Genomic DNA, 23,489 nt, shown 5'->3' on the forward strand with positions numbered 1-23,489 from the left:
GGTGTCTGGTTGAGGGTGTCGATGAGGTGCCAGTCGGTGAAGGGTGCCAGGGCGTGGTGGCAGGCCTCGATGTGCTCGGCGAAGACCGGGTTCGTACGCAGCAGCTCCACGGCCATGCCCGGCCACTGCGAGCCCTGGCCGGGAAAGACCAGCACCGTCTTGGGGGCGTCCGTCGGCGCCACGGCCTCGTAGACGTCGGAGGCGGGGTCGTCGCTGGCGAAGCGGTCCAGCGCGGTCGTCAACTCCCCGCGGGTGGAGGCGATGACCGCCGCACGGTGCTCGAAGTGCGTGCGCGTCGTGGCCGAAGCCAGCGCGATCTCCGCCAGTGCCGCCGCCGGCCGGGCCGCCACATGCTCGCGCAGCCGCCGGGCCTGCTCCCTGAGAGCCGCCCCGCTCCGCGCGGACAGCAGCACCGGAACTGCGGCGGCCGCTGCCGTGTCGCCCGCGTCCGTACCGCCCTCGGACTCCGCCGTCTCCACCGGCTCGGGGGCCTGTTCGAGGATGAGGTGCGCGTTGGTGCCACTGATGCCGAAGGACGAGACCGCGGCTCGGCGGGGGCGGGCGGGGGAGTCGGTGGACCACGGCAGGGGGTCGGTGAGCAGGGCGACCGTGCCGGAGGACCAGTCGACGTGGTGGGAGGGGGCGTCGACGTGCAGCGTGCGGGGGAGGACGCCGTGGCGCATGGCCTGGACCATCTTGATGACGCCGCCGACGCCCGCGGCGGCCTGGGTGTGGCCGATGTTGGACTTCAGGGAGCCAAGGCGCAGCGGGCGGTCGGCGGGCCGCTCGCGGCCGTACGTGCCGAGGACGGCCTGCGCCTCGATGGGGTCGCCCAGCGCGGTGCCCGTGCCGTGCGCCTCGACGGCGTCGACGTCCTGCGGGCCGAGCCGAGCGTCGGCCAACGCCGCACGGATCACCCGCTGTTGGGCCGGGCCGCTGGGGGCGGCGAGGCCGTTGCTCGCACCGTCCTGGTTGACCGCGCTGCCGCGGACGACGGCGAGCACGCGGTGCCCGTTGCGCTCGGCGTCCGACAGCCGCTCCAGCAGGAGCATGCCGACGCCCTCGGCCCACGCGGTGCCGTCGGCTCCGTCGGCGAACGCCTTGCAGCGCGCGTCCGCGGCGAGCCCGTGCTGCCTGCTGAACTCGATGAACATGCCGGGCCCCGCCATGACGGTGGCGCCCCCGGCCAGCGCGAGCGTGCACTCGCCGCGGCGCAGCGCCTGCACCGCGAGGTGGACGGCGACCAGGGAGGACGAGCACGCGGTGTCCACGGTGAGGGCCGGGCCCTCAAGGCCGAGGGTGTACGCGATCCGGCCGGACGCGACCGACGTGGTCGTGCCGGTGAAGATGTGGCCGTCGTGGCCGGCCGCGGACTCGTACAGCCGCGGGCCGTACTCCTGCGCGGTGGCGCCGACGAACACGCCGGTGTGGGTGCCGTGCAGCGTCGTCGGGTCGAGGCGGGCGTGCTCCAGGGTCTCCCAGGCGCTGGTCAGCAGCAGCCGTTGCTGCGGGTCCATGGCCGCTGCCTCGCGCGGGCTGATGCCGAAGAACGCCGGGTCGAACTCGCCCGCGTCGTGCAGGAACCCGCCGGACTTGACGTAGGTGGTGCCGGGCCGGTCCGGGTCCGGGTCGTACAACTCCGCCAGATTCCAGCCGCGGTTGGTCGGCATGGCGCCGATCGCGTCGCGGCCGTCGGCCACCAACTGCCAGAGCGCGTCCGGGGTGTCGGCGCCGCCGGGGTAGCGGCAGGCCATGCCGACGATGGCGATCGGCTCGTCGGCAACGGTGCCTGTACGGGTGCCGGGTACGTCGTCGTCGGGTCGGCCGCCCGCGCCGCCGTGCAACTCGGTGTGCAGGTGGGCCGCGAGGACGGTCGGGTTGGCGTAGTCGTAGGTGAGGGTCGAGGGCAGGGCGAGGCCCGTCTCGGCAGCGAGGCGGTCGCGCAGTTCCACCGCGCCCTGCGAGTCCAGGCCGAGATCGTTGAAGCTGCGGTCGGCGCGTACCTCCGCACCCGAGGCGTGACCGAGGACGACGGCCGCGTTGGCCCTGACCACGTCGAGCAGCGCATCCAGGCCGGAACGGTCCCCGGCCTGTGCCGATGCCGATGCCGCGGCGGGCTCCGGCTCGACTGCCACCGCCACGGGACCGTCCGCCGCCACGGGACCGTCCGCCGCCTCGGGAGCGGCCGCTGCCACCGGGCCTGCGGCCGCCGTCCCCTCGGCAGGACCTTGCCGCGTGATCTCCGCCAGCCAGTGCCGGCGCCGCTGGAAGGCATACGTCGGCAGGGCCACGTACGACGCGGCGGCCGCCGGCTCCCCGCCCAGGGCCGCCGGCCAGTCGAGGCCGACGCCGTGCGTGTGCAGGCGGGCGAGCGCGGTCAGCACCGTCTCCGTCTCGTCCTGGCCGCGCCGCAGCGTCGGCGTGGACACGGTCTCGGCGACCGGTCGGGGCTGCCCGGTCAGGCTGTCGCGCGCCAGCCCGGGCAGCGCCGCGTCCGGCCCGATGCCGACGAAGGCCGACGCGCCCGCCGCCTCGGCGGCCCGCACGCCGTCCAGGAACCGGACGGTCCGCCGGGCGTGCGCCACCCAGTAGTCCGCGGACGCGGTCTCCTCCGGAGCAGCCAGGGCGCCGGTCACGGTGGAGACGATCGGGATGCGGGCGGGTGCGTACGACAGTGACGCGGCGATCCGGCGGAATTCGTCGAGCATCGGCTCCATGCGCGGGGAGTGGAAGGCGTGGCTGACCCGTAGCCGCCGGGTGCGGCGGCCCCTGGCCTCGAAATCGCCGGCCAGCTCCAACACCTGGTCGGTGTCCCCGGCGATGACGACCGCCCGCGGTCCGTTGACGGCGGCGAGGTCCACCGCGGCGGCCAAGTCCGCCCGCTCGGCGAGGAGCTCGGCGACCTCGTCGGGGGACGCCTCGACGGAGGCCATCGCACCGCCGGCCGGCAGCGCCCGCATCAGCCGGCCGCGCGCCGCGACCAGCGTGCACGCGTCGGCGAGCGACAGCACCCCGGCGACGTGCGCGGCCGCCAGTTCGCCGACGGAGTGCCCCAGCAGCAGCCCCGGCCGCACCCCCCACGACTCCAGCAGCCGGTAGGTCGCGACCTCGACCGCGAAGAGGGCGGGCTGGGTCAGGTCGGTGCTGTCCAGGAGAGCCGCCTCGGCCGCCTCGACGCTCTCGGGGGAACCGAGCAGCAGGTCGCCGATCGGCCGCGGCAGCAACGGCGACAGCTCGGCGAGCGTGGCGTCCAGCGAGCGGGCGTAGGCCGGGTGGGCCGCGTAGAGCCCCGCCCCCATGCCGACCCGCTGGCTCCCCTGCCCGCTGAAGACGTACGCCACCTCGCCGGCCGGACCTGCCACCCCGTCGACCACCTGCGCCGCCCGCTCCCCGGCGGCGATCGCGGCCAGCCCGTCGAGCAGTGCCTCCCGCCCCTGCCCGACGACGACCGCCCGATGGGGGAAGGGCGTACGCGTACGGTGCAGCGCGACGGCGATCGCACGGTCGGTGGGGTGCGCCGTCCCGGCGGAGCCGGGAAGATCCGCGAACCGGTCGTGCAGCCGCTGTGCCTGGTCACGCAGCGCGGCCGCGTTCCGCCCTGACACGGCCCACGCCGTCCACCCGTCCTCCGCGCCGCCGTCCGGCGCGTCCTGGCCGCGTGACTGGTCGAGTGACTGGTCGAGCGCCCGGTCATCAGTGGGAGCGCCGAGTGCTTGCGCGGAGGCGCCCGGCGCCTCCGTCAGCACCACGTGGCAGTTCGTGCCGCCCACGCCGAAGGAGCTGACGCCGGCCGCGAGCGGGCCGTCGGTGGCGGGCCAGGGGCCGGCGGCGGTCGGGACGGTGAGGCCGAGGGCCGCCAGCGGGATGCGGGGGTTAGGGGTGGTGTGGTTGAGGGTGGGCGGGAGGATGCGGTGGTGCAGGGCGAGGATGGTCTTGAGGAGGCCGACGATGCCGGCGGCGCCCTCCAGATGGCCGACGTTGGTCTTCGCGGAGCCGACCGGCAGCGGGTGGCCGGGCGGGCGGAGGGCGCCCAGGGCCGCGCCGAGGGCGCCCGCCTCGATCGGGTCGCCGACGCGGGTGGCGGTGCCGTGCAGCTCCACGTAGCCGGCGGTCGCCGGGTCGAGCCGGGCGGCGAACCAGGCACGGCGGATGACGTCGGTCTGGGTGGGCCCGCCGGGGACGGTGAGCCCGTTCGTGGTGCCGTCGTTGTTGGTGGCGCTGCCGCGGATCACGCACACCACCCGGTCGCCGTCGGCCAGCGCCCGCGCGAGCGGCTTGAGCAGGACCATGCCGCCTCCCTCGCCGCGTACGTAGCCGTTGGCGCGGGCGTCGAGGGTGAAGCAGCGGCCGTCGGGGGACAGCGCGCCGAAGCGCGCGGTGCCCAGCGCGCTCTCGGGTGCCAGGGCAAGGCTCACCCCGGCCGCCAGTGCCAGGTCGGACTCGCCGCGGCGCAGGCTCTCGCAGGCCAGGTGGACCGCCACCAGCGAGGACGACTGGGCGGTGTCCACCGTGAGGCTCGGCCCGTGCAGGTCGAAGGTGTAGGAGACGCGGTTGGCGATGATGCCGCGGTTGAGCCCGGTCAGGGTGTAGCGGCCCAGCGACCGCGGGGCCGCGGCCCGGGTGAGGGCGGCATAGTCGTCGGCCATGGTGCCCACGAAGACGCCGGTACGGCTGCCGCGCAGCTCCGCGGGGCGGACCGCGGCGTCCTCCATGGCCTCCCAGGCCAGCTCAAGCACCAGCCGCTGCTGCGGGTCGGCCGCGGCGGCCTCGCGCGGCGACATGCCGAAGAACTCCGCGTCGAAACCGCTGACGTCGTCGAGGAACGCCCCGAAGCGGGCGGCCGCGTCCGGGCCGGTCTCCGCGATCAGCGCCGTGGTGAAGCCGCGCTCGGCCGGTGCGGTGGCCACGGCGCTGCGCCCGTCGCGCAGCAGGCGCCAGAAATCCTCGGGGCCGGGGGCGCCGGGCAGCCGGCAGGCCAGGCCGATCACGGCGATCGCGTCAGCTGCGTCGGCGGCCTGGGTGTCGCCGGCGTCATCGGGGGTCGCGTGTGCTGCGGTGTGGCCAAGTGACATCAGGTGTCGTCGCCCTTCTCCAGCGCGCCCGCGATGGGGCCGGCGGTGGCGGGACCACCGTCGATCTCACAGGGTTCGGGCGGTCCCTTAGGCGGGGCTTTCCGCACTCTTAAGCGCAGGCGCCCCCCGCGCCGCCCCGGGCGGTCCGCCGCGCGGGAATGCCACGTGTTGAGAAAACGGGGGCTGTCCCCGTATAATCGGTGAGGAGTCAACGGGACACGTCCGTAGGCCGATTGACGCCCCCATCTCGACTGCTTCCCGGCGTGCCTCCCCGGTGATCCGCCGGAGCCGAAGGAGAGCCATGAGCGACCAGACCAACTCCTCGCGGACGGCGGTGGCCGAGCCGCCCCCGGCCGACAACGGACCCAGCGGCCACCCCGGGATCACCCTCGCGCTCATCGCGACCGCCTATCTGATGGTGGGCCTGGACGCGACGGTGGTGAACATCGCGCTGCCCAAGATCCAGGGCGCGCTGGGGTTCTCCCCGATCGGCCTGTCCTGGGTGGTCAACTCCTACACCCTCGCGTTCGGCGGGCTGCTGCTGCTCGGCGGCCGGCTCGGCGACATCCTCGGCCGGCGGCGGATGCTGGTCGCCGGCACCGCGCTGTTCACCATCGCCTCCCTGGTCGGCGGCTTCGCCAACAGCCCGGGGCTGCTGGTGGCCGCCCGTATCGGGCAGGGAATCGGTGCGGCGATGGCCTCGCCGAACACGCTGGCGCTGATCGCCACCAACTTCGAGGAGGGCGCGGCGCGCAACCGCGCGCTCGCCGTCTACTCCGCCACCGCCGGCGCGGGCGCCTCGGTCGGCCTCATCCTCGGCGGCGTGCTGACCGACTGGGTCAGCTGGCGCGCGGTGATGTTCGTCAACGTGCCGCTCGGCCTCGCCGTCGTGCTCGGCGCCCCCCGCTTCATCCGCGAGCCCGAGCGCCACCAGGCCCGTATCGACTACGGCGGCACGATCACCGTCACCGCCGGCATGGTCGCGCTGGTCTACGCCTTCATCCGGGTGCCCACCGACGGCTGGGGCGACACCCTGACGGTGCTGTGCTTCGTCGCCGCGGCGTTGCTGCTCGCCGCGTTCGTCGTCATCGAGACCAAAATCCAGCAGCCGATCGTGCCGCTGCGGCTGTTCCGCAGCCGCAACCGCTCCGGCGGCTACCTGAACATCCTGCTGCTCACCGCGACGATGCTGGCGCTGTTCTTCTTCCTCAGCCAGTTCGTCCAGGACGCGCTGGGGCTGAGCCCGGCGAACGCGGGCCTGGCCTTCCTGCCGATGACCGTGGCGATGTTCCTCACCGTCTCGCGGGTGCCGAAGCTGCTGCCGAAGTTCGGCGCCAAGCCGCTGATGATCGCCGGTGCCACGCTGATGACCGTCACGATGGTGTGGCTGACGCAGATCTCCACCGACAGCAGCTACCTCGGCTCGGTGTTCGGCCCGCTGCTCATCTTCGGCGTCGGTATGGGCCTGAGCTTCATGCCGCTGAACGTCACGATCCTCACCGGCGTGGCCCGCGAGGACTCCGGCTCGGCCTCCGGCGTGCTGCAGACCCTGATGCAGCTCGGCGGCGGCCTGGGCCTGGCCATCCTCGTCACCGTGTTCGGCACTGCCTCGAAGAACGCGGCGGGCAGGCCGGCCGGCGCCGCGGCCAAGGAGCAGGCGAAGTACGCCTTCACCCACGGCCTGCAGTCCGCCTTCACGGTCGGCGTGGTCTTCGTGGCCCTCGCCCTGGTCGTGTCGGTCTTCGTCTTCGCCTCGAAGAAGGCGCCGGCCGCCGCAGCGGCCGCGCCCGCCCAGGCTGCCGCGCCCAAGGCGGAGTAAGCGGCTCACCCCGGGAGCAAGACCCCGGCGCGGTCCCGGTCGACGCGGGGCCGCGCCGGTCTGCGTACGCGCGTGCGCGCGGGCAATCCCGTGCGCACGCGGCTCCGTGCGCGTGCCGGGCCGCACGCCTGCGGTCCTGCGGGAGGGCGTACGGGCGCGCGCTCCGGCGTCGGGCGTTGGCGCCCGGGCCCAGCCGCCGGTCCCGACCTCCGGCGGTGGCGCCGCCGCCCCAGCCACGAGCCCTACCGCGGGCCCGAGCCTCGGGTCGCGTACCTCGCGCCGCGGCTTCGGCCGCGAAAAGCGTGCGTAAAGCGCCGCTTTAGAGGTGCGGCCGATCCTGGGAGCCATTTGCGATCGGCTTCAGCTTGGAGGCACTCGTGACCGACACCGCCGACTCGGCCGCACCGACCGAGGACACGGCTGAACTTCCCAGCTTTCCGATGCCCCGCCGCTGTCCGTTCGACCTCAACGAGCAGTACGCCGAGCTGCGGGAGGAAGCGCCGATCACCCCGGTGGACCTCGCCAGCGGCCGGGACGCCTGGCTGGTGACCAGCCACGAGCACGTCCGCACGCTCTTCCTCGACCCGCGGCTCAGCGCGGACGGCACCCACCCGACCTTCCCCATACTCGCGCCGCGCCGGAAGTCCTTCGACGAGCAGGCGAGGGGCTTCCTACCGTGGATGGACCCGCCCGAGCACACCCGCTACCGGCGGATGCTGATCAACGAGTTCACCGTGCGCCGGATCCGGGCCATGCGGCCGCGGGTCCAGGCGGTGGTGGACGGCTGCATCGACCGCATGGAGGCCGGGCCGCGCCCGGTCGACCTGGTGCGGGCGCTGGCCCTGCCGGTCCCGTCGCAGACCATCTGCGACGTGCTCGGCGTCCCCTACGAGGACCTGGACCACATCCAGGACCGCGCGGAGGTCATGGTCAGCAAGGTGCACCCGCCCGAGGAGCGCGCCGCGGCACTGCGCGACCTGCGCACGTATCTCGGCGACCTGCTGCACCGCAAGGGCCGCGAGCCCGGTGACGACACCCTCAGCCGGCTGGTGGCCCGGCACCGCGCGGTCGGCGCGGACGACCACGACCACCTCACCGGCCTGGCGCTGCTGATCCTCATCGGCGGCTACGAGAGCACCGCGAGCACCATCGCGCTGGGCACGGTGGCCCTGCTGGCGCACCCCGACCAGGCCGCGGAACTGCGCGCCGACCCGTCGCTGGCGCCCAAGGCGGTCGAGGAACTGCTGCGCTACTTCAGCGTCGCCGACAACGTCACCAGCCGGGTGTCGCTGGAGGACGTCGAGATCGGCGGGGTGACGATACGCAAGGGGCAGGGCGTGCTGCTGTCCAACGCGGCCGCCAACCGCGACGCCGCCGTCTTCCCCGACCCCGAGACCCTGGACATCCACCGGGACGCCCGCCAGCACATGGCCTTCGGCTACGGCATCCACCAGTGCCTGGGGCAGAACCTGGCCAGGCTGGAGCTGGACGTCGTCTTCAGCACCCTGCTGCGACGGCTGCCCGGGCTGCGGCTCGCGGTGCCGGTGGAGGACCTGCCGTTCAAGGACGACGCCATTATGTACGGCATCCACGAACTGCCGGTGACCTGGTGAGCGCCCCCGCCGTGCGGCGTGCCGTCGTCGACCGCGACGTCTGCGTGGGAGCGGGCCAGTGCGTGCTCGCCGCCCCCGACGTCTTCGACCAGAGCGACGAGGACGGCCTGTCCTACGTCCTGGTGGACCCGCTGCCGGAGGAGCTGACCCCGTCCGTGCGCGACGCGGCCACCCGCTGCCCCGCCCGGGCCGTCCAGCTCGAAGCAGGAGCAGGAGCAGGAGCAGAAACCGGAGCAGCAGCAGAAACCGGAACCGGAGCAGATCCCGCAGCCGACCGGCAGCCCACCGGCCCGTCCCCGGCCTAGCCCGACTCCGGCCCTGCCGGAGGACCCGCCCCGTCTGGAGGCCCTCACGTGACCGAAACCGCCGACGCCGCCGGACCGCCGGCCTACCCGATGCCGCGCACCTGCCCGTTCGCACTGCCCGAGCAGTACGCGCGGCTGCGCGAGGAAGAGCCGCTGGCCCGTGTCCTGCTGCCCACCGGGCGGGAGGCGTGGCTGGCCACGCGCTACGAGGACGTACGCCGGCTGTTCACCGACGCCAACCTCAGCGCCGACCGGGTGCACCCCGGCTTCCCCGCGCTGCTCAGCGGCCAGCAGGCCATCGACCGCAGGGGCTTCCTGCCGTGGATGGACCCGCCGGAGCACACCACCTACCGCCGGATGGTGATCAGCGAGTTCACCGTCCGCAAGGTCGAGACGCTGCGCCCCGCGGTGACCCGGACCGTCCAGGAGTGCCTGGACCGGATCCTGGCCGGCCCGCGAACGGTCGACCTGGTGCAGGAACTCGCCCTGCCGGTACCGTCGTTGACCATCTGCGAGCTGCTGGGCGTGCCGTACGGGGACCGGGAGGTCTTCCAGTCCCGGGCCCGGCTGATGACCGACCGCAACACCAGCGGACCGGACCGGCTCAACTCGCTGGTGGAGCTGCGCGCCTACCTGCACGGCTTGGTCCTGCGCCGGCAGGCGGAGCCGCGCGAGGACCTGCTCAGCCGGCTCGCGGTGCGGTACCGCGAGGCCGGTGTGGAGGACGCCGAGCACCTGACCGGGATGGCGCTGCTCATCCTGGTGGCCGGCCACGAGACGACCGCCAACATGATCGCGCTGGGCACCGCCTACCTGATCGAGCACCCGGATTTGCGGGACACGCTCGTCAAGGACCCGTCGCTGGTGCCCAAGGCGGTCGAGGAGATGCTGCGCTACTTCAGCATCTCCGACCACTCGACCGGCCGGGTGGCGCTGGCCGACATCGAGCTGGGCGACACCACCATCGCGGCGGGCGAGGGCGTCCTGCTGTCGAACGCCGCCGCCAACCGCGACGCCCGCGCCTTCGAGCGCCCCGAGGAGTTCGACCTCTCCCGCGAGTCGCCCTCCCACGTGGCCTTCGGCTACGGCATCCACCAGTGCCTGGGCCAGAACCTGGCCCGTCTGGAACTGGACGTGGTCTTCACCGCGCTGCTGGCCCGCCTGCCGGACCTGCGGCTGGCCGCTCCGCTCGCGGAGCTGCCGTTCAAGAACGACACGATCATGTACGGCCTGCACGAACTGCCCGTCACCTGGTGAAAACCGCTGCAGAGAGGGACACACAGCACATGTCCAAGACCATTGCCGTATTCGGAGCCGGTACCGGCCTGGGCCTGGGCGTCGCCCGGCGCTTCGGTCAGGAGGGCTTCCGGGTCGCGCTCGTCGCCCGTACGCAGTCCAAACTCGACGCCCTGCGCGCTGAGTTGGAGAGCGAGGGCATCGAGGCGGACACCTTCACCCAGGACCTGGCCGACCACAGCGCGCTCGCCGGCACCGTGGCGGCGATCAACGAGCGGTTCGGCCGGATCGACGTGACGGAGTACAGCCCCGCCGGTATCACCGAACGGCCGGTCGCCACGCTCGACCTGGACCTCGCGGGACTCCAGCCGCAGCTCGACGTGCGGCTGCTGGCCCCGATCCGCCTGGTGAACCTGGTGCTGCCGCAGATGCTCGAACGCGGCGACGGCGCCCTGCTGTTCGGCCTGGGTGCGGCCGGCACCAACCCGCTGCCGATGATGAGCAACGTCGGCATCGCCTTCGCCGGCCTGCGCAACTACCTCAAGACGCTCAACGAGTCGCTGGCACCCAAGGGCATCTACGCCGGCGGTCTGACCATCGGAGCGCTCATCGAACTCAGCGAGGCCCAGCGCCAGTTCGACGGGCGCCCCACCAGCGCGCAGGCCGTGGGCTTCGAGCCCGAGCGGGTCTGGCCGAAGGACCTGGCCGAGACCTTCTGGGACATGTACGTCAAGCGGGACCGCTACGAGGACACCATCGGCACGTACTGACGGCCGGCCTCGGCACGACGACGGGCGGCCGCACCCCACAGGCCAGTGGGGTGCGGCCGCCCGTCGTCGCTGTCAGCCCGCCTGCGGGGGCGTGTCGGGCGCCGCCGACCCCAGCGACGGCACCGCCGCGCCCAGCCGCAGCATCGAGCGCACCATCGCGTCGCAGCGCATGAAACCGATCGGGTTGAGCCGGGGGAAGCCGGCCGGGCCGAAGCCCGCCGTCCACGCGCCGACCGCGAAGAGCCGCGGGTGCGCGGAGCCATCGGCGGCCAGCACCCGCTGGTCGGTGGCGTGCACCGCGAGCTTGCCCGAGCTGAAGGCCGGCTGCCCCGGAGCGTCCCGCAACTGCTCCTCGGTACACGCCCCGCGCTCGTACAGCCGGCGGACGAGGGCGTCGCGGTTGCGTACGACGCTGGCGGTCGGCAGCCGCGCTTCGAGCAGTGCGGTCGCCGCCACCTCGACGGGCGCGTTGACCCCGCGCGCCACGAAGACCCCGCGGGCGGCGTCCGGCACGATCTCCAGGCCGCCGCCGAGGAAGCGCACCACGCCCGCCCTGCCCAGGGCGAGCAGCTGTTCGGCGCGCGGGCCGGGCGGGCCGCTGCCGATGTAGCCGAAGAAGTCGTGGAACCACGGGTCGAGTTCCTTGGTGCGCGAGCGCGCGGAGAGCCGGTTGGAGCTGAGCAGTTGGAAGATCGGGCCCATGCTGTTCATCAGGGCCTGGATCGCCGCGAGGTCCTGGCTGTAGCGCTGGTCGCCGCGCCGCGCCAGGTCGGCGGTGACGTGGTCGAGGATCAGCTCGTGCAGCCGGTCGGGACTGTCGACCCGTACGCCCTCCAGCGGGTATTGCAGCGCCGGCAGGTCGAAGCGGTCCGCGGGGTCGGGCACGCAGTCCGCGACCACCGCGTCGACACGGGCCCGGTCGGCGGGCAGGCCGCTGCCCAGCAGCTCGAAGACCTCCGCGACCTCCTGCCAGGGGCGGGTCACCCGGTCCGGGTGGCCGGTGAACAGCTCCTGGTAGTGGGCCAGTTCCATCTCCGCGTGGATCAACGGGCGGATGTCGAGGCCGAAGTCCACCGGCTCGGGCCGGGCGATCAGCTCCTTGGCGACCTGCGCGGTCAGGAAGTGCGGCGTGGGCTTCTCCCCGAGCAGCTGGTTGTAGCCCAGCTTGCTGCGGTAGGGCACCCCGCGCCGCGACCCGGCGTAGAGCACCGGCTCCCGCCCCGACGGCACGTACTGCAAGGTGCCGTCGGCGTCCCGCGTCCAGGAGCCGCCGCGGGCCTCGGTGAGCAGCACCACGTAGTCGACGAACGACAGCGCCAGGCCCCGGACGATCACCGGCTCGCCCGGCCGCAGCACGTCCAGGTCGGCGTCGGCGGCATATTGCGCCGACAGGTACGTCAGGCCGTGCTCCGCGGCGAAACGGGCCAGTTCGAGGGCCGGCGGCGCCGGCTCCACGTCGTGGTGGCCCTGCGCCAGCAGCACCGCGTCGGCGACCAGTTCGGCCCCGGATTCCAGCCGTACGGTGGTGCGGTGCGCGTCGTCGACCAGCTCGACGGCGGTGTCGGCGTGGGTGACCACCTCGACGTTGGAGGGCGCACCGGCCACCAACCGCCGTACGACGCTGGACAGATAGGCCGCCAGGGTGCGGCGCGAAGGGTAGAAGCGCGGGTGCGCCCTGGCCACCTCGTCGGCCACCACCGGGTCGGCCAGGTCCTCGGGGGCGGCCGTGCGGGCCCAGTCCAGGATCGCGGGACCCGGCGGCTTGGGGCCCTCGCAGGCCATGTTCTCGTCGGGGAAGACGGTGATCGCGGCCATCGGGGTGTTGGCCCACATCAGGGCCGACTGCTCCTGCCGCCACACCCGCCCGCCGCCGTGCGGGTGCGGGTCCACCAGGTGGACCCGCACCGGGCGGTCGGGAACCAGTTCAGGGATGTTGGCGCAGATCCGCTCCAGCAGCGAGGTGCCCGCGGGACCCGCCCCGACGACCACCACCGTGAAGGGCGCCGGGCCGTCGGCGCCGGTCGGCGTCGGGCTGCCTGTGGTGACTGCCGCCTCCGCGGTCCGCACCGCCGTCGCGGCGCCTGCCATGTCCGCCGTGCTTGCCTTGTCCGCCATTTCAGCGCGGTCCGCCTTTCCGTGGAGCGCCGGTCAGTTGGTGCGGGTGGAGCCCGACGGGATGTCGGCGAGTACGTCCGCGGCCGGTGCGACCTGGCGGTCGTCGTCCGGCGGGTAGCCTTCGAGGCCGTCCTTGATCGCGGTGAGCAGGTCGGCCGCCTCGGCGCCGTCGATCACCCGGTGGTCGAAGGCGAGGCTCAGCCGCATCACGGGGGCGACGGCCAGCGCGCCGTCCCGTACCACCGGCCGGTCGGCGATCTGGCCGACGCCCAGGGTGACGGTGGTGCCGCCGACGGAGTGGAAGCCGTTGACCGGGCGGTGCCCGAGGGAGGTGATCGCCACCGTGCCCAGCGTCTGCGGGCGGCGCCGCAGCGAGCGGGTGGTCAGCCGGAACAGCGGCAGCCCCACGAACCGCGGCAGCTTGTGCAGCACGCGGACCGCGCCGAACTCCGGCATGGTCTGCGGGTCGCCGTCCCTGAAGTGCGAGATCCGCTCCTGGATGGCGGGCAGGCCCGCGGTGTCCACGTCGGGCACCACCGTCGCCAGCACCACCCGGTGGCCGTCGAGCGTCTTGTCGAGGGTGATCTTGGCGTGCACGCCGTCGTAGCGGGCCAGCCGCGGCCACAGCCGGCCGCGCAGCGCCGCGTTGGCCTCCGGGTGCGCGGCCAGCGCGTGCCCGGTCGCCTCGGCGACGTAGCTGACCACCGAGTAGCCCGGATGGGCGGCCCGGTGCCGCAGCACCCGCCCCATGTCGACGTCGGTGTCGAGGAAGACCGGCGAGAAGGCGCGGATGGTGCCGGTGAAGTACTGGGTGTGGCGGCGCTGGCGGACCTCGGGACCGATCTTCACCGCCGCACCTCGCACCCGGTCGCACGGACCTGCATCGTGGGTGTATCCCTTCGTCTCAGACCGTCTCGACCGCGAAGCCGGCCTTGATCCACTTGCTGGACTCCACCGACACGCCCACCGCCCGGCTGCCCGGGGTGGCCTGCGCCAGCAGCTGTTCGAGCTGGAAGAACGGGGTGGCGTTGCCGTTGTTGCCGACGTCCCGGACGCAGGAGACCTCCGTCGCCGACGGCAGCGCCAGCAGGTCGACGATCTTGGTCGTCATCCGCCCCGACAGCTGCGGCGGCAGCAGGAAGTCGACCTCGTCGCGGTCCCAGCCGGTCTCGTCCAGCAGGTCGTCGAGGATCTCGGCGGCCATCACCGGCACCGACTCCTCGATCGCCTTGTAGTCCTCCTCGGCCGGCGGCCGCGTCGAGTCGCGGTCGGAGGGACCGAACCAGTGCACGATCTGCCCCGGCGCCCGGTCCAGCCCGGTCAGCTGGGTGAACAGCCGGCGCACGGCCAGCGATCCGGGCACCGGCTGCGTGTCGAGCACCATCGCGCCCGCCCCGTCGCCGAACAGCACGTAGTGCACGAGGTGTTCGGGCGGCAGCGTGGCGAAGTCGACGTCGAAGTCGTAGAAGCGGGCGGTCACGTCGCCGCCCAGCACGAGCGCGTTGCGGTACGCACCGGTCGACAGCAGCTGCTGGGCCACGTGCATCGCCTGGAAGGCGCCGGTGCAGCCGGACTGCAGCTGGTAGCTGGGCACGCCGTTGATCCGCAGCCGGTCGGCCACCACGTTGACGGTGGCGGGCATCAGGTCGTCGGGGGACGCGGTGCCCATCACGACCAGGTCGACCTGCTCCGGCGCCAGGCCGGCCCGGTCCAGCGCCCGGCGGCCCGCGGTCTCGCACAGGTCGGCCAGGGTGGCGGCGGGCTTGCCGCTGTCCAGGTCGATCGCCAGGTGGCGGGTCCTGGTGCCGATGAAGGTGTCCACCCACTCCTCCCACTGGCCCGGCATCCGCAGCCGCTGCCCGAGAGTGGCGTTGTCGACGGCCGGGCCGGGCAACGCGGTGCCCACCGACCGGATGTGGACGGCGCCGGCGCCCGGCGCACCCGTGTTCTCACTCAGCGCGGCCATCGCCGTCAGCCGCACAACGTGATCTCGACCTGTGCCTTCTCCGTGGGCACCGGCGGGTTGGACAGCGGGGGCAGCAGGCGCCAGCGCCGGTAGCCGACCTTGCCGGCGAAGTCCCCGCTGGTGCCGGTCGCCGCGAAGTTCAGCCACTCGCCGGCGATCATCCCGTTGCGGTCGAGCCGCCTCGCGCTGTCGCTGAGGGTGCCCTGCGGCAGCTGCACGGTCTCGTGGTAGTCCGTCAGCAGGTGCCCGTCGGAGGGCCGGATCGCCACGATCGTGACGTATCCCAGTGCCTTGCCGACCACCGAGCCGTCGGCGCCGAAGATGGTGTCGGTGTAGACGGCGGTGTCGCCGACCTTCTGCATCGGCGGGGTGCCGGCGGCGTCCGAGCCCACCGTGTCGTACTTCACGGTCTGCTCCAGGACTCCCCGCACGTTCACGCACGACGAGTGGTGGCCGTTCAGGCCGACCGCCGCGCTCGCGGCGGACGACTCGGACACCACCGCGACCGAGCAGCCGAGCAGTGCCGTGGCCAGGACGATGTTCGTACGACGACTGGCTGACCAGAGCCTCATGGGCATCCTTAGGACGGGCCGGTTCGAGTCCGGCGGTCGGTAGTCGGGCGGGAGCCGGGTGTGTGGCCGGGCGGGTCCATGGTCGAAGCGGCGGCTTGGGCAGACCTAAAGCGCCGGCCCGAGGCGGTCAGCCGTCGACGGCCAGCGTGTAGATGTGGCCCAGCGTCGGGGCCTCCAGGACCGCGGGCAGCGGGATGCGCCGGCCGGTCTCGCGCTCCAGCACCGCGAGCAGCGACAGCAGGTGGACCGAGTCCCAGCCGGGCACCTGGTCCAGGTGCAGGGCGGCGTGCTCGGCGGTGACCGGCAGGCCGATCTCGTCACGTAGCAGCGTGACGAAGTCGTCGATGTCGTTCATGGGACGCGTCCTCCAGGTGCCGGAGCCGTGGGCATGGGCCGACGGCAGCTTCGGCGCCCCGGCTTGGGCGGTGCTGAAGCCCCTGCCCGCGGCGGCTTCCGGGAGGCGGCGTTCCGGAACGCCCGTACGTGTCCCGAACGGACGTAGGTACTTTCTCGGATGTGGCCCTGCCGGGGGTCTGCGATCGTGGCCGGGTGGAGCGGGGCGCGGCCGGCGGGTCTCGCTCCGCACCAGACCACCGTTCGCGGGGCGCGGGTAAGCCGAAGCGGGGGACCCGCCGGCTCTTTGTGTGCCCTGGAAAGTCAGGAGTGCGCCATGAGATTCGAGATGCTGGGCAGTCTGCGCGCCGTCACCAGGGAAGGACCGGAGTCGGTCAGCGCGCCGAAGGTCGAGACGCTGCTCTCGGTGCTGCTCATCAGAGCCGGCCAGGTGACGTCGACCAGCCAACTGGCCGACGAGATATGGGGCGATCTCCCGCCCCGCCGCTTCACCGCCGCGGTGCACGTGTACGTGTACCAGGTGCGCAAGTCGCTGGCGGCCTGGTCGGGAGCGGCCGAGCCGGACGAGGAGCGGCTGACCACCCGCCCGGCCGGGTACGTACTGCGAGTCGACCCGGGCGAGCTGGACGTGGCGGACTTCCGCGCGCTGGCCGCCGACGGGCGGGCGCAGGCGGCCGCGGGGCGCCACGAGGCGGCCTCCCGCAGCTTCGCCCGGGCGCTGTCGCTGTGGCGCGGCCCGGCACTGGACGGCCTCGCCGGCGGCCCGATCGTCGAGGAGTTCGTCCGCTGGGCGCAGGAGGCCCGGCTGGAGTGCGAGGAGCTGCGGATCGAGCAGGAGCTGGCGCTGGGCCGCTACGACCGGCTGATCGCGCCGCTGCGGACCCTCACCGCCGAGCACCCGCTGCGGGAGGGCTTCGCCCGGCAGCTGATGCTGGCGCTGCACCTGGCCGGCCGCTCCTCCGAGGCGCTGACCACCTACCGCGAGGTCAGCCGCACCATCGACCGCGAGCTGGGCCTCGAACCCGGCCGCGGCCTGCGGGAGTTGTACGCCACCGTCCGCGACGCCGACCAGCCGCTGGCGCCCGTCGCCTGAGCGGCGGCAACCGGAACGCCCCGGCGGCCGCCAACCGGAACAGCGGGCGGCCGCCGAACCGGAACGTCCCGGCGGGCGCCAAGCGGAGTGACGGGGCAGGGGCCGACGGAACGGGCCGGACGGTGCGAACACCGTCCGGCCCGTTCCGCGTGCGGTGCGCCACCGGGGCGCCGCGGGGGAGCGCGGCTACGCGGTCCTAACCGCCGTGGCCAGCCCGCCGTTCGGGCGGCCGGTCACCGGGCGGCCGTAGCCGGCGGCGGCCTCGGCGCGGTCGTGCAGCGCGGGGTCCCAGCCGTGCTCGGCCAGCCACTCCAGGGTCTGGTCGCCGAGGCCACCCTTGACCAGCTCGTTGAGCTTGGCCAGCGCCGGCACCGCCTTGGCCTCGGTGGCGGCCGAGGCGCGGCCGGTGTTGGCGTGCTCGAAGGTGATACGGCTGCCGGCCGGCGACAGCGCGCCGATCGTCTCCAGCAGCGCCGCCGCCTCCTGCGCCGTCAGGTAGATCAGCAGCCCCTCGACCAGCCACGCGGTGCGCACCGTGGGGTCGTACCCGGCGGCCTTGAGGTCGTCCTGCCAGGACTCGCGCAGGTCGGCGGGGACCGGGACGCGTATGCAGCCCGGCTTGGCGCCCTCGGCGTCGAGCACCTCCTGCTTGAACTCCAGCACCTCGGCGAGGTCCACCTCGAACACCCGCGTCTCCGGCGGCCACTCCAACCGGTAGGCCCGCACGTCCAGGCCCGCGCCGAGTATGACCACCTGCCGGCAGCCGGCCGCCGCGGACTCGGTGAGGTAGTCGTCGAAGAAACGGGTCCTGATGACCACGTTGAACTCGATGACCGCCTTCCACGCCGCCAGTTCCGGCGTCTGCTCTTCTGCCTCCGGCTCGTCGCCGAGCGCGGTCCGCAGGAAAATCCCGGCGAACTGGTCATCGAATAGCCGGTCCTCGCGGGCGGATTCCTTCGCCCGAACCTGTGCGACTTCGATCGCGGTACGTGCCAGACCTGAACGCATTCTCAATCCTCCGGGAAGGGAACGGGGAAGAGGGCATGAAGGGGTGGAAAAGGTGTGGGGAAACGGCGTGGCGGGAGAATACCCGCGCCGGAACGGCACAACGGGAATAGCGACGGTTGTCGGTCGTGCGGCAGAGCGCCGAGCCGTTCGGCGCCGCGCCGCGTCCAGCGGCATGGTGGTCGGGTTCTCGCGGCGCGGACGCGTCGCGAGACGGCCGGGCCGGGCGCCGGGTGCGGCGCCGGGCGTCTTCGCCCGGACGCACCGCATCGGCGGCGGGGCTCATGACGATACAGGGACTGCCCCCGTTTACTCAAGGCCCAAGCTGAGAAGCCTCTACGGGCCCGGTCCGTCTATCATGGGGGCAGCGCCGAACCGGCGGGATCGCCGGCCCCGGCGGGGCCTTTCCAGCCCTCCGGCCCGTTCCGGAGCCACGCAGCAGGGGAAGTGCACATGACGCCCACCACCGGCACCGCGGGGCCCGCGACCCCGCGACCGATGCGGGCGGACGCGCGCCGCAACTACGAGCGGCTCCTGGCCGAGGCCGGGCTGGCCTTCGCCGAGCACGGCGCGGACGCCTCGCTCGACGACATCGCCAAGCGCGCCGGTGTCGGCAATGCCACCCTCTACCGGCACTTCCCGAACCGGGAGACGCTCCTGGAGGCGGTCTACCGGGACGAGATCTCCCAGCTGCGCGACCTGGCCTACACCTCGGCGCCGGAGCAGGGCGACGGCGCCCAGGAGGCGGTCGACGCCCTCACCGGCTGGCTGCGGGCCTCGATGTCGCGCAGCAGCGCGCACAACGGACTGAAGGGCCTGTTCGTGCTGGTGCTGCGCGACCAGGGCGCCGAGCTGGGCTCCTGGTGCCGGGACACCATCACCTCGGCCGCCGAGTTCCTGCTCAGCAGGGCCCAGGGCACCGGTGCGATCCGCCCCGACCTGGACGCCCTGACCCTGCTGCGGCTGGTCAACGCGATCACCATCGCCTCGGAGCAGAGCGGCGGGTTCGATCAGGCCGACCAGATGATGTCGCTGGTCATCGACGGGCTGCGGACCCGCTGACCGCGCCGGTGTCCGTATCGCCGGCCCCGGCTGCCTTTTCCGGCATGAGCACGTCGGCCAGGATGCGGTAGGAGCGGACCCGGGTGTCCAGGTCGTGCACCATCGTCAGCGCCATCAGCTCGTCGGCGCCGGTCGCCGCCAGCACCTCCTGCGCCTTGTCGTGTACGGTCTGCGGGCCGCCGACCAGGTGGGAGGCGAGCCGGTCCTCGATGAAGTCGGCCTCGTCGCGCGAGTAGGCGAACCGCGCGGCCTGCTCCGGCGTCGCGTGCAGGTCGCTGATGCCGCGGGTGCGCTGCAGCAGCGAGGTGAGCATCATCGGCCCCGCCAGCCACCGCGCCTCCTCGTCGGTGTCCGCGGCCACCACCATCGAGGAGACCGCCACGTAGGGGCGTTCCAGTACGGCCGACGGGCGGAAGCGCTCGCGGTAGAGCTGCACGGCCGGGCCCGCGAGTGCGGGGGAGAAGTGCTGGGCGAAGGCGAACGGCAGCCCGAGCAGCCCGGCCAGCTCGGCGCTGTAGCCGCTGGAGCCCAGCAGCCACACCTCGGGGTCGGCGCCGAGGGCCGGCAGTGCCCGCACCGGCGGCTGCGCGCCGGCCTCCTCGTCGTCGGCGGCGTCCGGGCCCGCCTGCGAGGGGCCGAAGTAGCTGAGCAGCTCGCCCAGCCGCCCGGTGAAGTCGTCGGCGTCCGCGGTCCTGCGCAGCGCGTGCGCGGTGATCCTGTCGGCTCCCGGCGCGCGGCCGAGCCCCAGGTCGATACGGCCCGGGTGCAGCGCCTCCAGGGTGCCGAACTGCTCGGCGACGATCAGCGGGCTGTGGTTGGCCAGCATCACCCCGCCGGAGCCGACGCGCAGCCGGGAGGTCGCGGCGGCGATCTGCCCGATCAGCACCGGGGGCGAGCAGCTGGCGATGTTGTCGATGCCGTGGTGCTCCGCCACCCAGAACCGGTGGTATCCCAACGCGTCGACGTGCCGGGCCAGTTCGACGGTCTCGCGCAGCGCGCGGGCCGGTGAGGAGCCCACGAAGACGGGGGAGACGTCCAGGACGGACAGGCGCGGGGCGGGGCGGGCGTTCATGCGGTCGGTCCTCCACGGGTGCGGAGCGGGGGCGGTGCCAGAGGCGGCGGCACCGGGGCGTACAATACGGGGACAGTCCCCGTTAACGCAATCGGGGCGTTTACCCGTCCGACTTTGGGCAGTGTTGCTGGTACGCCAGGCGGAGCCGGCCCGCAAAGCGGTGTAAAAGCCGCGGACGGTCCCGACCTGGCGGTACCGCGGCGACTCCATACGGGGAGGAGGCGAGTCTGCTGCTGACGTCCATCCATGGGTACGGCGGCGATCTCTGTGAGCCTTCCGGAGTCCGCTGTTCCGGATGGGGCAGCAGACCGTCGGCCCGTCCCGCTCCGGCATATCGCGCCCGCGCGGGGCAGCGGCTGAAAGCCGGTCAGGAATTGGACGTCCTGAACGCCGACGATGGGCAGTGTTATCCTTCATAGGGTTTTGAGAACATAAGACAACCTGCCGAATGATCACTCTGTGAGCCGACCGTCGACGTCGCATCGGAGGATTTGAAAATGCTCTCCACCATCCCTGGTGAGTCGAGCCACGGCCGTATGGTCCGCAGCAGCGAATATCACAGACTGACCGGAATCCTCCAGGAGTTGGCGGACGGCAGAGGCTCGGTCTCGGCGATTACCGGCGATCCCGGAACGGGCAAGACCCGGCTGCTGACGGCGCTGAGCGAGGAGGCCAAGCGGCGCGGACTGGTCGTCCTGCGGGCCGGCTGCGGCGGTACGAACGCCGCCGACATGCCCTACCAGGCCTTCATCGAGGCCCTCGGCGGCTGGCGCGGCACCAAGCCGGTCGTGCTGCACCCCTCGGCCGCCCGGCTGGTCGCCCGCCTCACCGAGGGCTACGGCGCGGACGTCCAGGGCGCCAACTGGTCGAAGTACGGCGGCGACCGCTGTCGCTTCTACGCCGGAATGCGCCGGATGCTGGCCGAGGTGCTCGCGACCGAGGCCCACCGCGGCGTCCTGCTGCTGCTCGACGACTTCCACAGCGCCGACCAGGGTTCCCTCGACCTGGTGGAGACCCTGCTGGACTGGCCGGTGGAGGAGCCGCTCGCGGTGGTCCTCGCGCACCGCCCCCGGCAGAGCCCGCTGCGGATGCACGCGCTGCTGGAGCGCGGCGCCGAGACCGGAGCGCTGCGGAAGGTCGAACTGGACGCGCTGTCACTGCCGCAGAGCGCCACGCTGCTCGACATCCCCCTGCGCGCACCCGAGTTGCGCGAACTGCACCGCCGCAGCGAGGGGATACCCCTGTACCTGACCGCGCTGGCCGCCGCCGAGACCTCGGTGTCCGAGGCGCCCGCCTGGCAGCGGATCAGCGCCCGGCTGCTGGCCGAGACCGAGCAACTGGCCGACCGCGACCGCGAGGTGCTGGCCGCGGCGGCCGTCCTGGGCGACCACTTCGTCACCGACACCGTCGCGCAGGCCGCCGGCATCCCCTTCGGTCTGACCTGCGACAGCGTCACCGCCCTCGTCCAGCACGACCTGATCCGCACCGCCGAGGACGGCACGCTGGTCTTCCGCCACCCGCTGCTGCGCCAGTGCGTCTACGAGACGATGGACGCCTGCGAGCGCAGCGTCGCCCACCGCAGGGCGCTGGACTGCCTGAGCCGGCGCGGCGAACCGCCGCTCGAACTGGTCAGGCACGTCGAGGGCGCCGGTAGCGAGATGAAGCCCGCGGACGCCGTCATCCTCGCCGCGGCCGCCGAGGAGGCGCTGCACCGCGAGCGGGTGCGGGACGCCGGCCGCTGGCTGGCGATGGCGATGCGGCTTTCCCGGCGGGGCGGGTCCGGCGACGTGGCCGAGCGAATACGGTTGCCGGTCGCGCGGGCACTGGCCGCCGAGGGCCGGCTGGCGTCGGTGCGGGAGGTGCGGCGCGAGACGCTGCTCACCGTACCCGCCGACGCGCACGGCGAACGCGCGGCGGCCGTCGCCTGGTTCGCCACCGTCGAGACCCTGCTGGGCAACCCCGAGGAGGCCAGGTCGCTGGTCACCGGCGAGGTGCACCGGCTGCGCGGCCTGGACGGCGGCTCGCCGACCGACGCGCTGCTCGGCATTCAGCACGCCCTGGCCCGGGCGCTGCGGGGACTGACCCTGCTGCCCGGCGAGTTGGACGCGGTGCTGCGCGGCGCCGCGGCCGACCCGCGCGCCCACGGCGGCGCGCTGGCGCTGCGCGGCCTGGTCGAGGCGCTGTCCGGCGGCGACCGGGTGCGCGCCGCGGCCACCTTGTCGGAGTGCGCCCGGGCCGTGGACGCCACGCAGGACGAGGGCCTGGGCCTGGGTCCCGAGCGGCTCGGCGTCCTCGGCTGGGGAGAGGCGCTGATCGGGCGGCACAGCGCGGCCGCCGGCCATCTGGAGCGGGCCGTCGCCGCCGCGCGCGGTGCCAACGATGTCCACCTGCTGCCGATCCTGCTCACCGGTCTCGCCCTGGTGCGCTGCCGTCTCGGCGGTGTCGCGTCGGCGCATGAACTCGCCGGCGAGGCGCAGAGCGTGGCCGCCGCGACCGGCGCCGCCGAGCACGCCGGCCTGGCCCGCGTGCTGAGCGCTGCCTCCGGCGCGTTACTGCGCATCCCCGACGTCGGCGGCATCACCTCCGAGATCGACGACCTGTGCAGCCCCGAAGTGTGGTGGCGCCCGCTGATCGCCCTGCTGCTGGCCGACGCGGCGGCGGTCAAGGGCGACCTGGCGGTCGCGCAGGACCTGGTGCTCGCGGGCGGTGGCGGGGCCACCCTGCCGACCATGATCCCGTGCATGGCGGCGCACGCGTACGAGGTCTTCGCCGCGGCGGCCGTGCACGGCGTCGACTGCAGCGAGGAGTGGGCGGAGCGGGCCGCGGCGGTCGCCGCCGACCTGCCCGCCGAGCGGGCGTACGCGCTGATGGCCTCCGGCCACGCTCGCGCCGACCTGCCCGCCGAGGCTCTGCGCGACTACGAGACGGCCTTCGAGCTTTTCGCCGAGGCGGGCATGGTCTGCGAGCAGATGCGGGCGCTGCTCGCCGCCGCCCCGCACGCCGCCCGTACGGGCCAGGGGCCGCGGGCACTGCGGATGCTGGACAATGCCGAGCGGCTGGGCCGGCGGCACGGCGTGGTGGCGATGTGCGAGGAGGCCAGGCGCCGCCGCCGAGAGCTGGGCCGGGACGGTGTCGGCGTGCTGGCCGGCGGCACCGCCGCGCTCGGCGAACTGACCCAGCGCGAGCGGGAGATAGCCCGGCTGGCCGGCGAGGGGCTGAAGACCAGGGACATCGCGGTGCAACTGCAGATCAGCCCGCGCACGGTGGGCGTCCATCTGACCCGGATCTACGCCAAGTTGAACGTGGGCTCGCGCGCCGCGCTGGCCCGCTTCATGGCCCAGGTGGCCTGACGGGAGGGCCGCGGGAGCGGCCGGCACCACCGTACGGCCGCCGGCGGCGGCGTACCCGCGGTCGGCCGCGGGTACGCCGCGCCTG

Annotated in this window: 16 protein-coding genes; 8 read left to right on the plus strand and 8 right to left on the minus strand. The window is 73.6% G+C overall.

The window, feature by feature from the left end; all coding sequences use genetic code 11:
• Nucleotides 1–5,072: type I polyketide synthase (locus BUE44_RS14365; protein WP_073498093.1), on the minus strand; the 5,072-nt coding region annotated here is incomplete at its 3' end.
• A gap of 301 nt (nt 5,073–5,373) precedes the next feature.
• Between BUE44_RS14365 and BUE44_RS14370 the strand changes: the two genes are divergently transcribed.
• The 5 genes from BUE44_RS14370 (at nt 5,374) to BUE44_RS14390 (ending at nt 10,815) form a co-directional block, all read left to right on the plus strand.
• Entirely contained in the window at nt 5,374–6,891 is a 1,518-nt protein-coding gene (locus tag BUE44_RS14370) for an MFS transporter (protein ID WP_073498096.1), read from the plus strand.
• A gap of 440 nt (nt 6,892–7,331) precedes the next feature.
• A complete protein-coding gene (locus BUE44_RS14375) occupies nt 7,332–8,504 on the plus strand; it encodes a cytochrome P450 (RefSeq protein ID WP_073498462.1) in 1,173 nt (390 codons plus the stop codon).
• Entirely contained in the window at nt 8,501–8,809 is a 309-nt protein-coding gene (locus BUE44_RS39530) for a ferredoxin (protein WP_073498098.1), read from the plus strand. The genes BUE44_RS14375 and BUE44_RS39530 overlap by 4 nt, the downstream gene beginning before the upstream one ends.
• A 48-nt stretch (nt 8,810–8,857) precedes the next feature.
• The gene (locus tag BUE44_RS14385; RefSeq protein ID WP_235002154.1) at nt 8,858–10,066 is read left to right on the plus strand and encodes a cytochrome P450; all 1,209 of its coding nucleotides are present in this window, start codon (nt 8,858–8,860) and stop codon (nt 10,064–10,066) included.
• 29 nt (nt 10,067–10,095) lie between these two features.
• Nucleotides 10,096–10,815 (plus strand): SDR family NAD(P)-dependent oxidoreductase, encoded by a 720-nt coding sequence (locus tag BUE44_RS14390; RefSeq protein WP_073498100.1) that lies wholly within the window; start codon nt 10,096–10,098, stop codon nt 10,813–10,815.
• 72 nt (nt 10,816–10,887) lie between these two features.
• Here the strand turns inward: BUE44_RS14390 and BUE44_RS14395 are convergent, their stop codons facing one another.
• The 5 genes from BUE44_RS14395 to BUE44_RS14415 form a co-directional block, all read right to left on the minus strand.
• Nucleotides 10,888–12,930, minus strand: a complete 2,043-nt coding sequence (locus tag BUE44_RS14395; protein WP_107415725.1) for an FAD/NAD(P)-binding protein — start codon at nt 12,928–12,930, stop codon at nt 10,888–10,890.
• Between the two features lie 33 nt (nt 12,931–12,963).
• Nucleotides 12,964–13,779, minus strand: coding sequence for a 2-oxo acid dehydrogenase subunit E2 (locus BUE44_RS39535; protein ID WP_073498102.1), 816 nt, complete (start codon nt 13,777–13,779; stop codon nt 12,964–12,966).
• A gap of 55 nt (nt 13,780–13,834) precedes the next feature.
• Entirely contained in the window at nt 13,835–14,896 is a 1,062-nt protein-coding gene (locus BUE44_RS14405) for a 3-oxoacyl-ACP synthase III family protein (protein WP_073498468.1), read from the minus strand.
• Nucleotides 14,897–14,901: 5 nt separating this feature from the next.
• Nucleotides 14,902–15,468 carry an allene oxide cyclase barrel-like domain-containing protein gene (locus BUE44_RS14410; protein WP_073498104.1) on the minus strand — a complete coding sequence of 189 codons (567 nt, stop codon included), beginning with the start codon at nt 15,466–15,468 and terminating at the stop codon, nt 14,902–14,904.
• Nucleotides 15,469–15,595: 127 nt separating this feature from the next.
• Nucleotides 15,596–15,823 (minus strand): acyl carrier protein, encoded by a 228-nt coding sequence (locus tag BUE44_RS14415; protein WP_073498106.1) that lies wholly within the window; start codon nt 15,821–15,823, stop codon nt 15,596–15,598.
• Between the two features lie 315 nt (nt 15,824–16,138).
• Between BUE44_RS14415 and BUE44_RS14420 the strand changes: the two genes are divergently transcribed.
• Nucleotides 16,139–16,915, plus strand: a complete 777-nt coding sequence (locus tag BUE44_RS14420; protein WP_073498108.1) for an AfsR/SARP family transcriptional regulator — start codon at nt 16,139–16,141, stop codon at nt 16,913–16,915.
• Nucleotides 16,916–17,101: 186 nt separating this feature from the next.
• Here BUE44_RS14420 and BUE44_RS14425 read toward each other — a convergent pair whose 3' ends face one another.
• Complete coding sequence (locus BUE44_RS14425; RefSeq protein WP_073498110.1) at nt 17,102–17,923, minus strand: SAM-dependent methyltransferase; 822 nt, start codon at nt 17,921–17,923, stop codon at nt 17,102–17,104.
• A gap of 450 nt (nt 17,924–18,373) precedes the next feature.
• On the opposite strand from BUE44_RS14425, the gene BUE44_RS14430 reads away from it, so the two are divergent.
• The gene (locus BUE44_RS14430) at nt 18,374–18,982 is read left to right on the plus strand and encodes a TetR/AcrR family transcriptional regulator (RefSeq protein WP_073498112.1); all 609 of its coding nucleotides are present in this window, start codon (nt 18,374–18,376) and stop codon (nt 18,980–18,982) included.
• Here BUE44_RS14430 and BUE44_RS14435 read toward each other — a convergent pair.
• Nucleotides 18,957–20,054: an LLM class flavin-dependent oxidoreductase gene (locus BUE44_RS14435; RefSeq protein WP_073498114.1), complete on the minus strand. Its 1,098-nt coding sequence runs from the start codon at nt 20,052–20,054 to the stop codon at nt 18,957–18,959. The genes BUE44_RS14430 and BUE44_RS14435 overlap by 26 nt on opposite strands.
• Nucleotides 20,055–20,551: 497 nt before the next feature.
• Between BUE44_RS14435 and BUE44_RS14440 the strand changes: the two genes are divergently transcribed.
• Nucleotides 20,552–23,404: a helix-turn-helix transcriptional regulator gene (locus tag BUE44_RS14440; RefSeq protein ID WP_073498116.1), complete on the plus strand. Its 2,853-nt coding sequence runs from the start codon at nt 20,552–20,554 to the stop codon at nt 23,402–23,404.
• Nucleotides 23,405–23,489 lie beyond the last annotated feature (85 nt).

This window comes from Actinacidiphila paucisporea (assembly GCF_900142575.1).
Taxonomy (GTDB): Bacteria; Actinomycetota; Actinomycetes; order Streptomycetales; family Streptomycetaceae; genus Actinacidiphila; species Actinacidiphila paucisporea.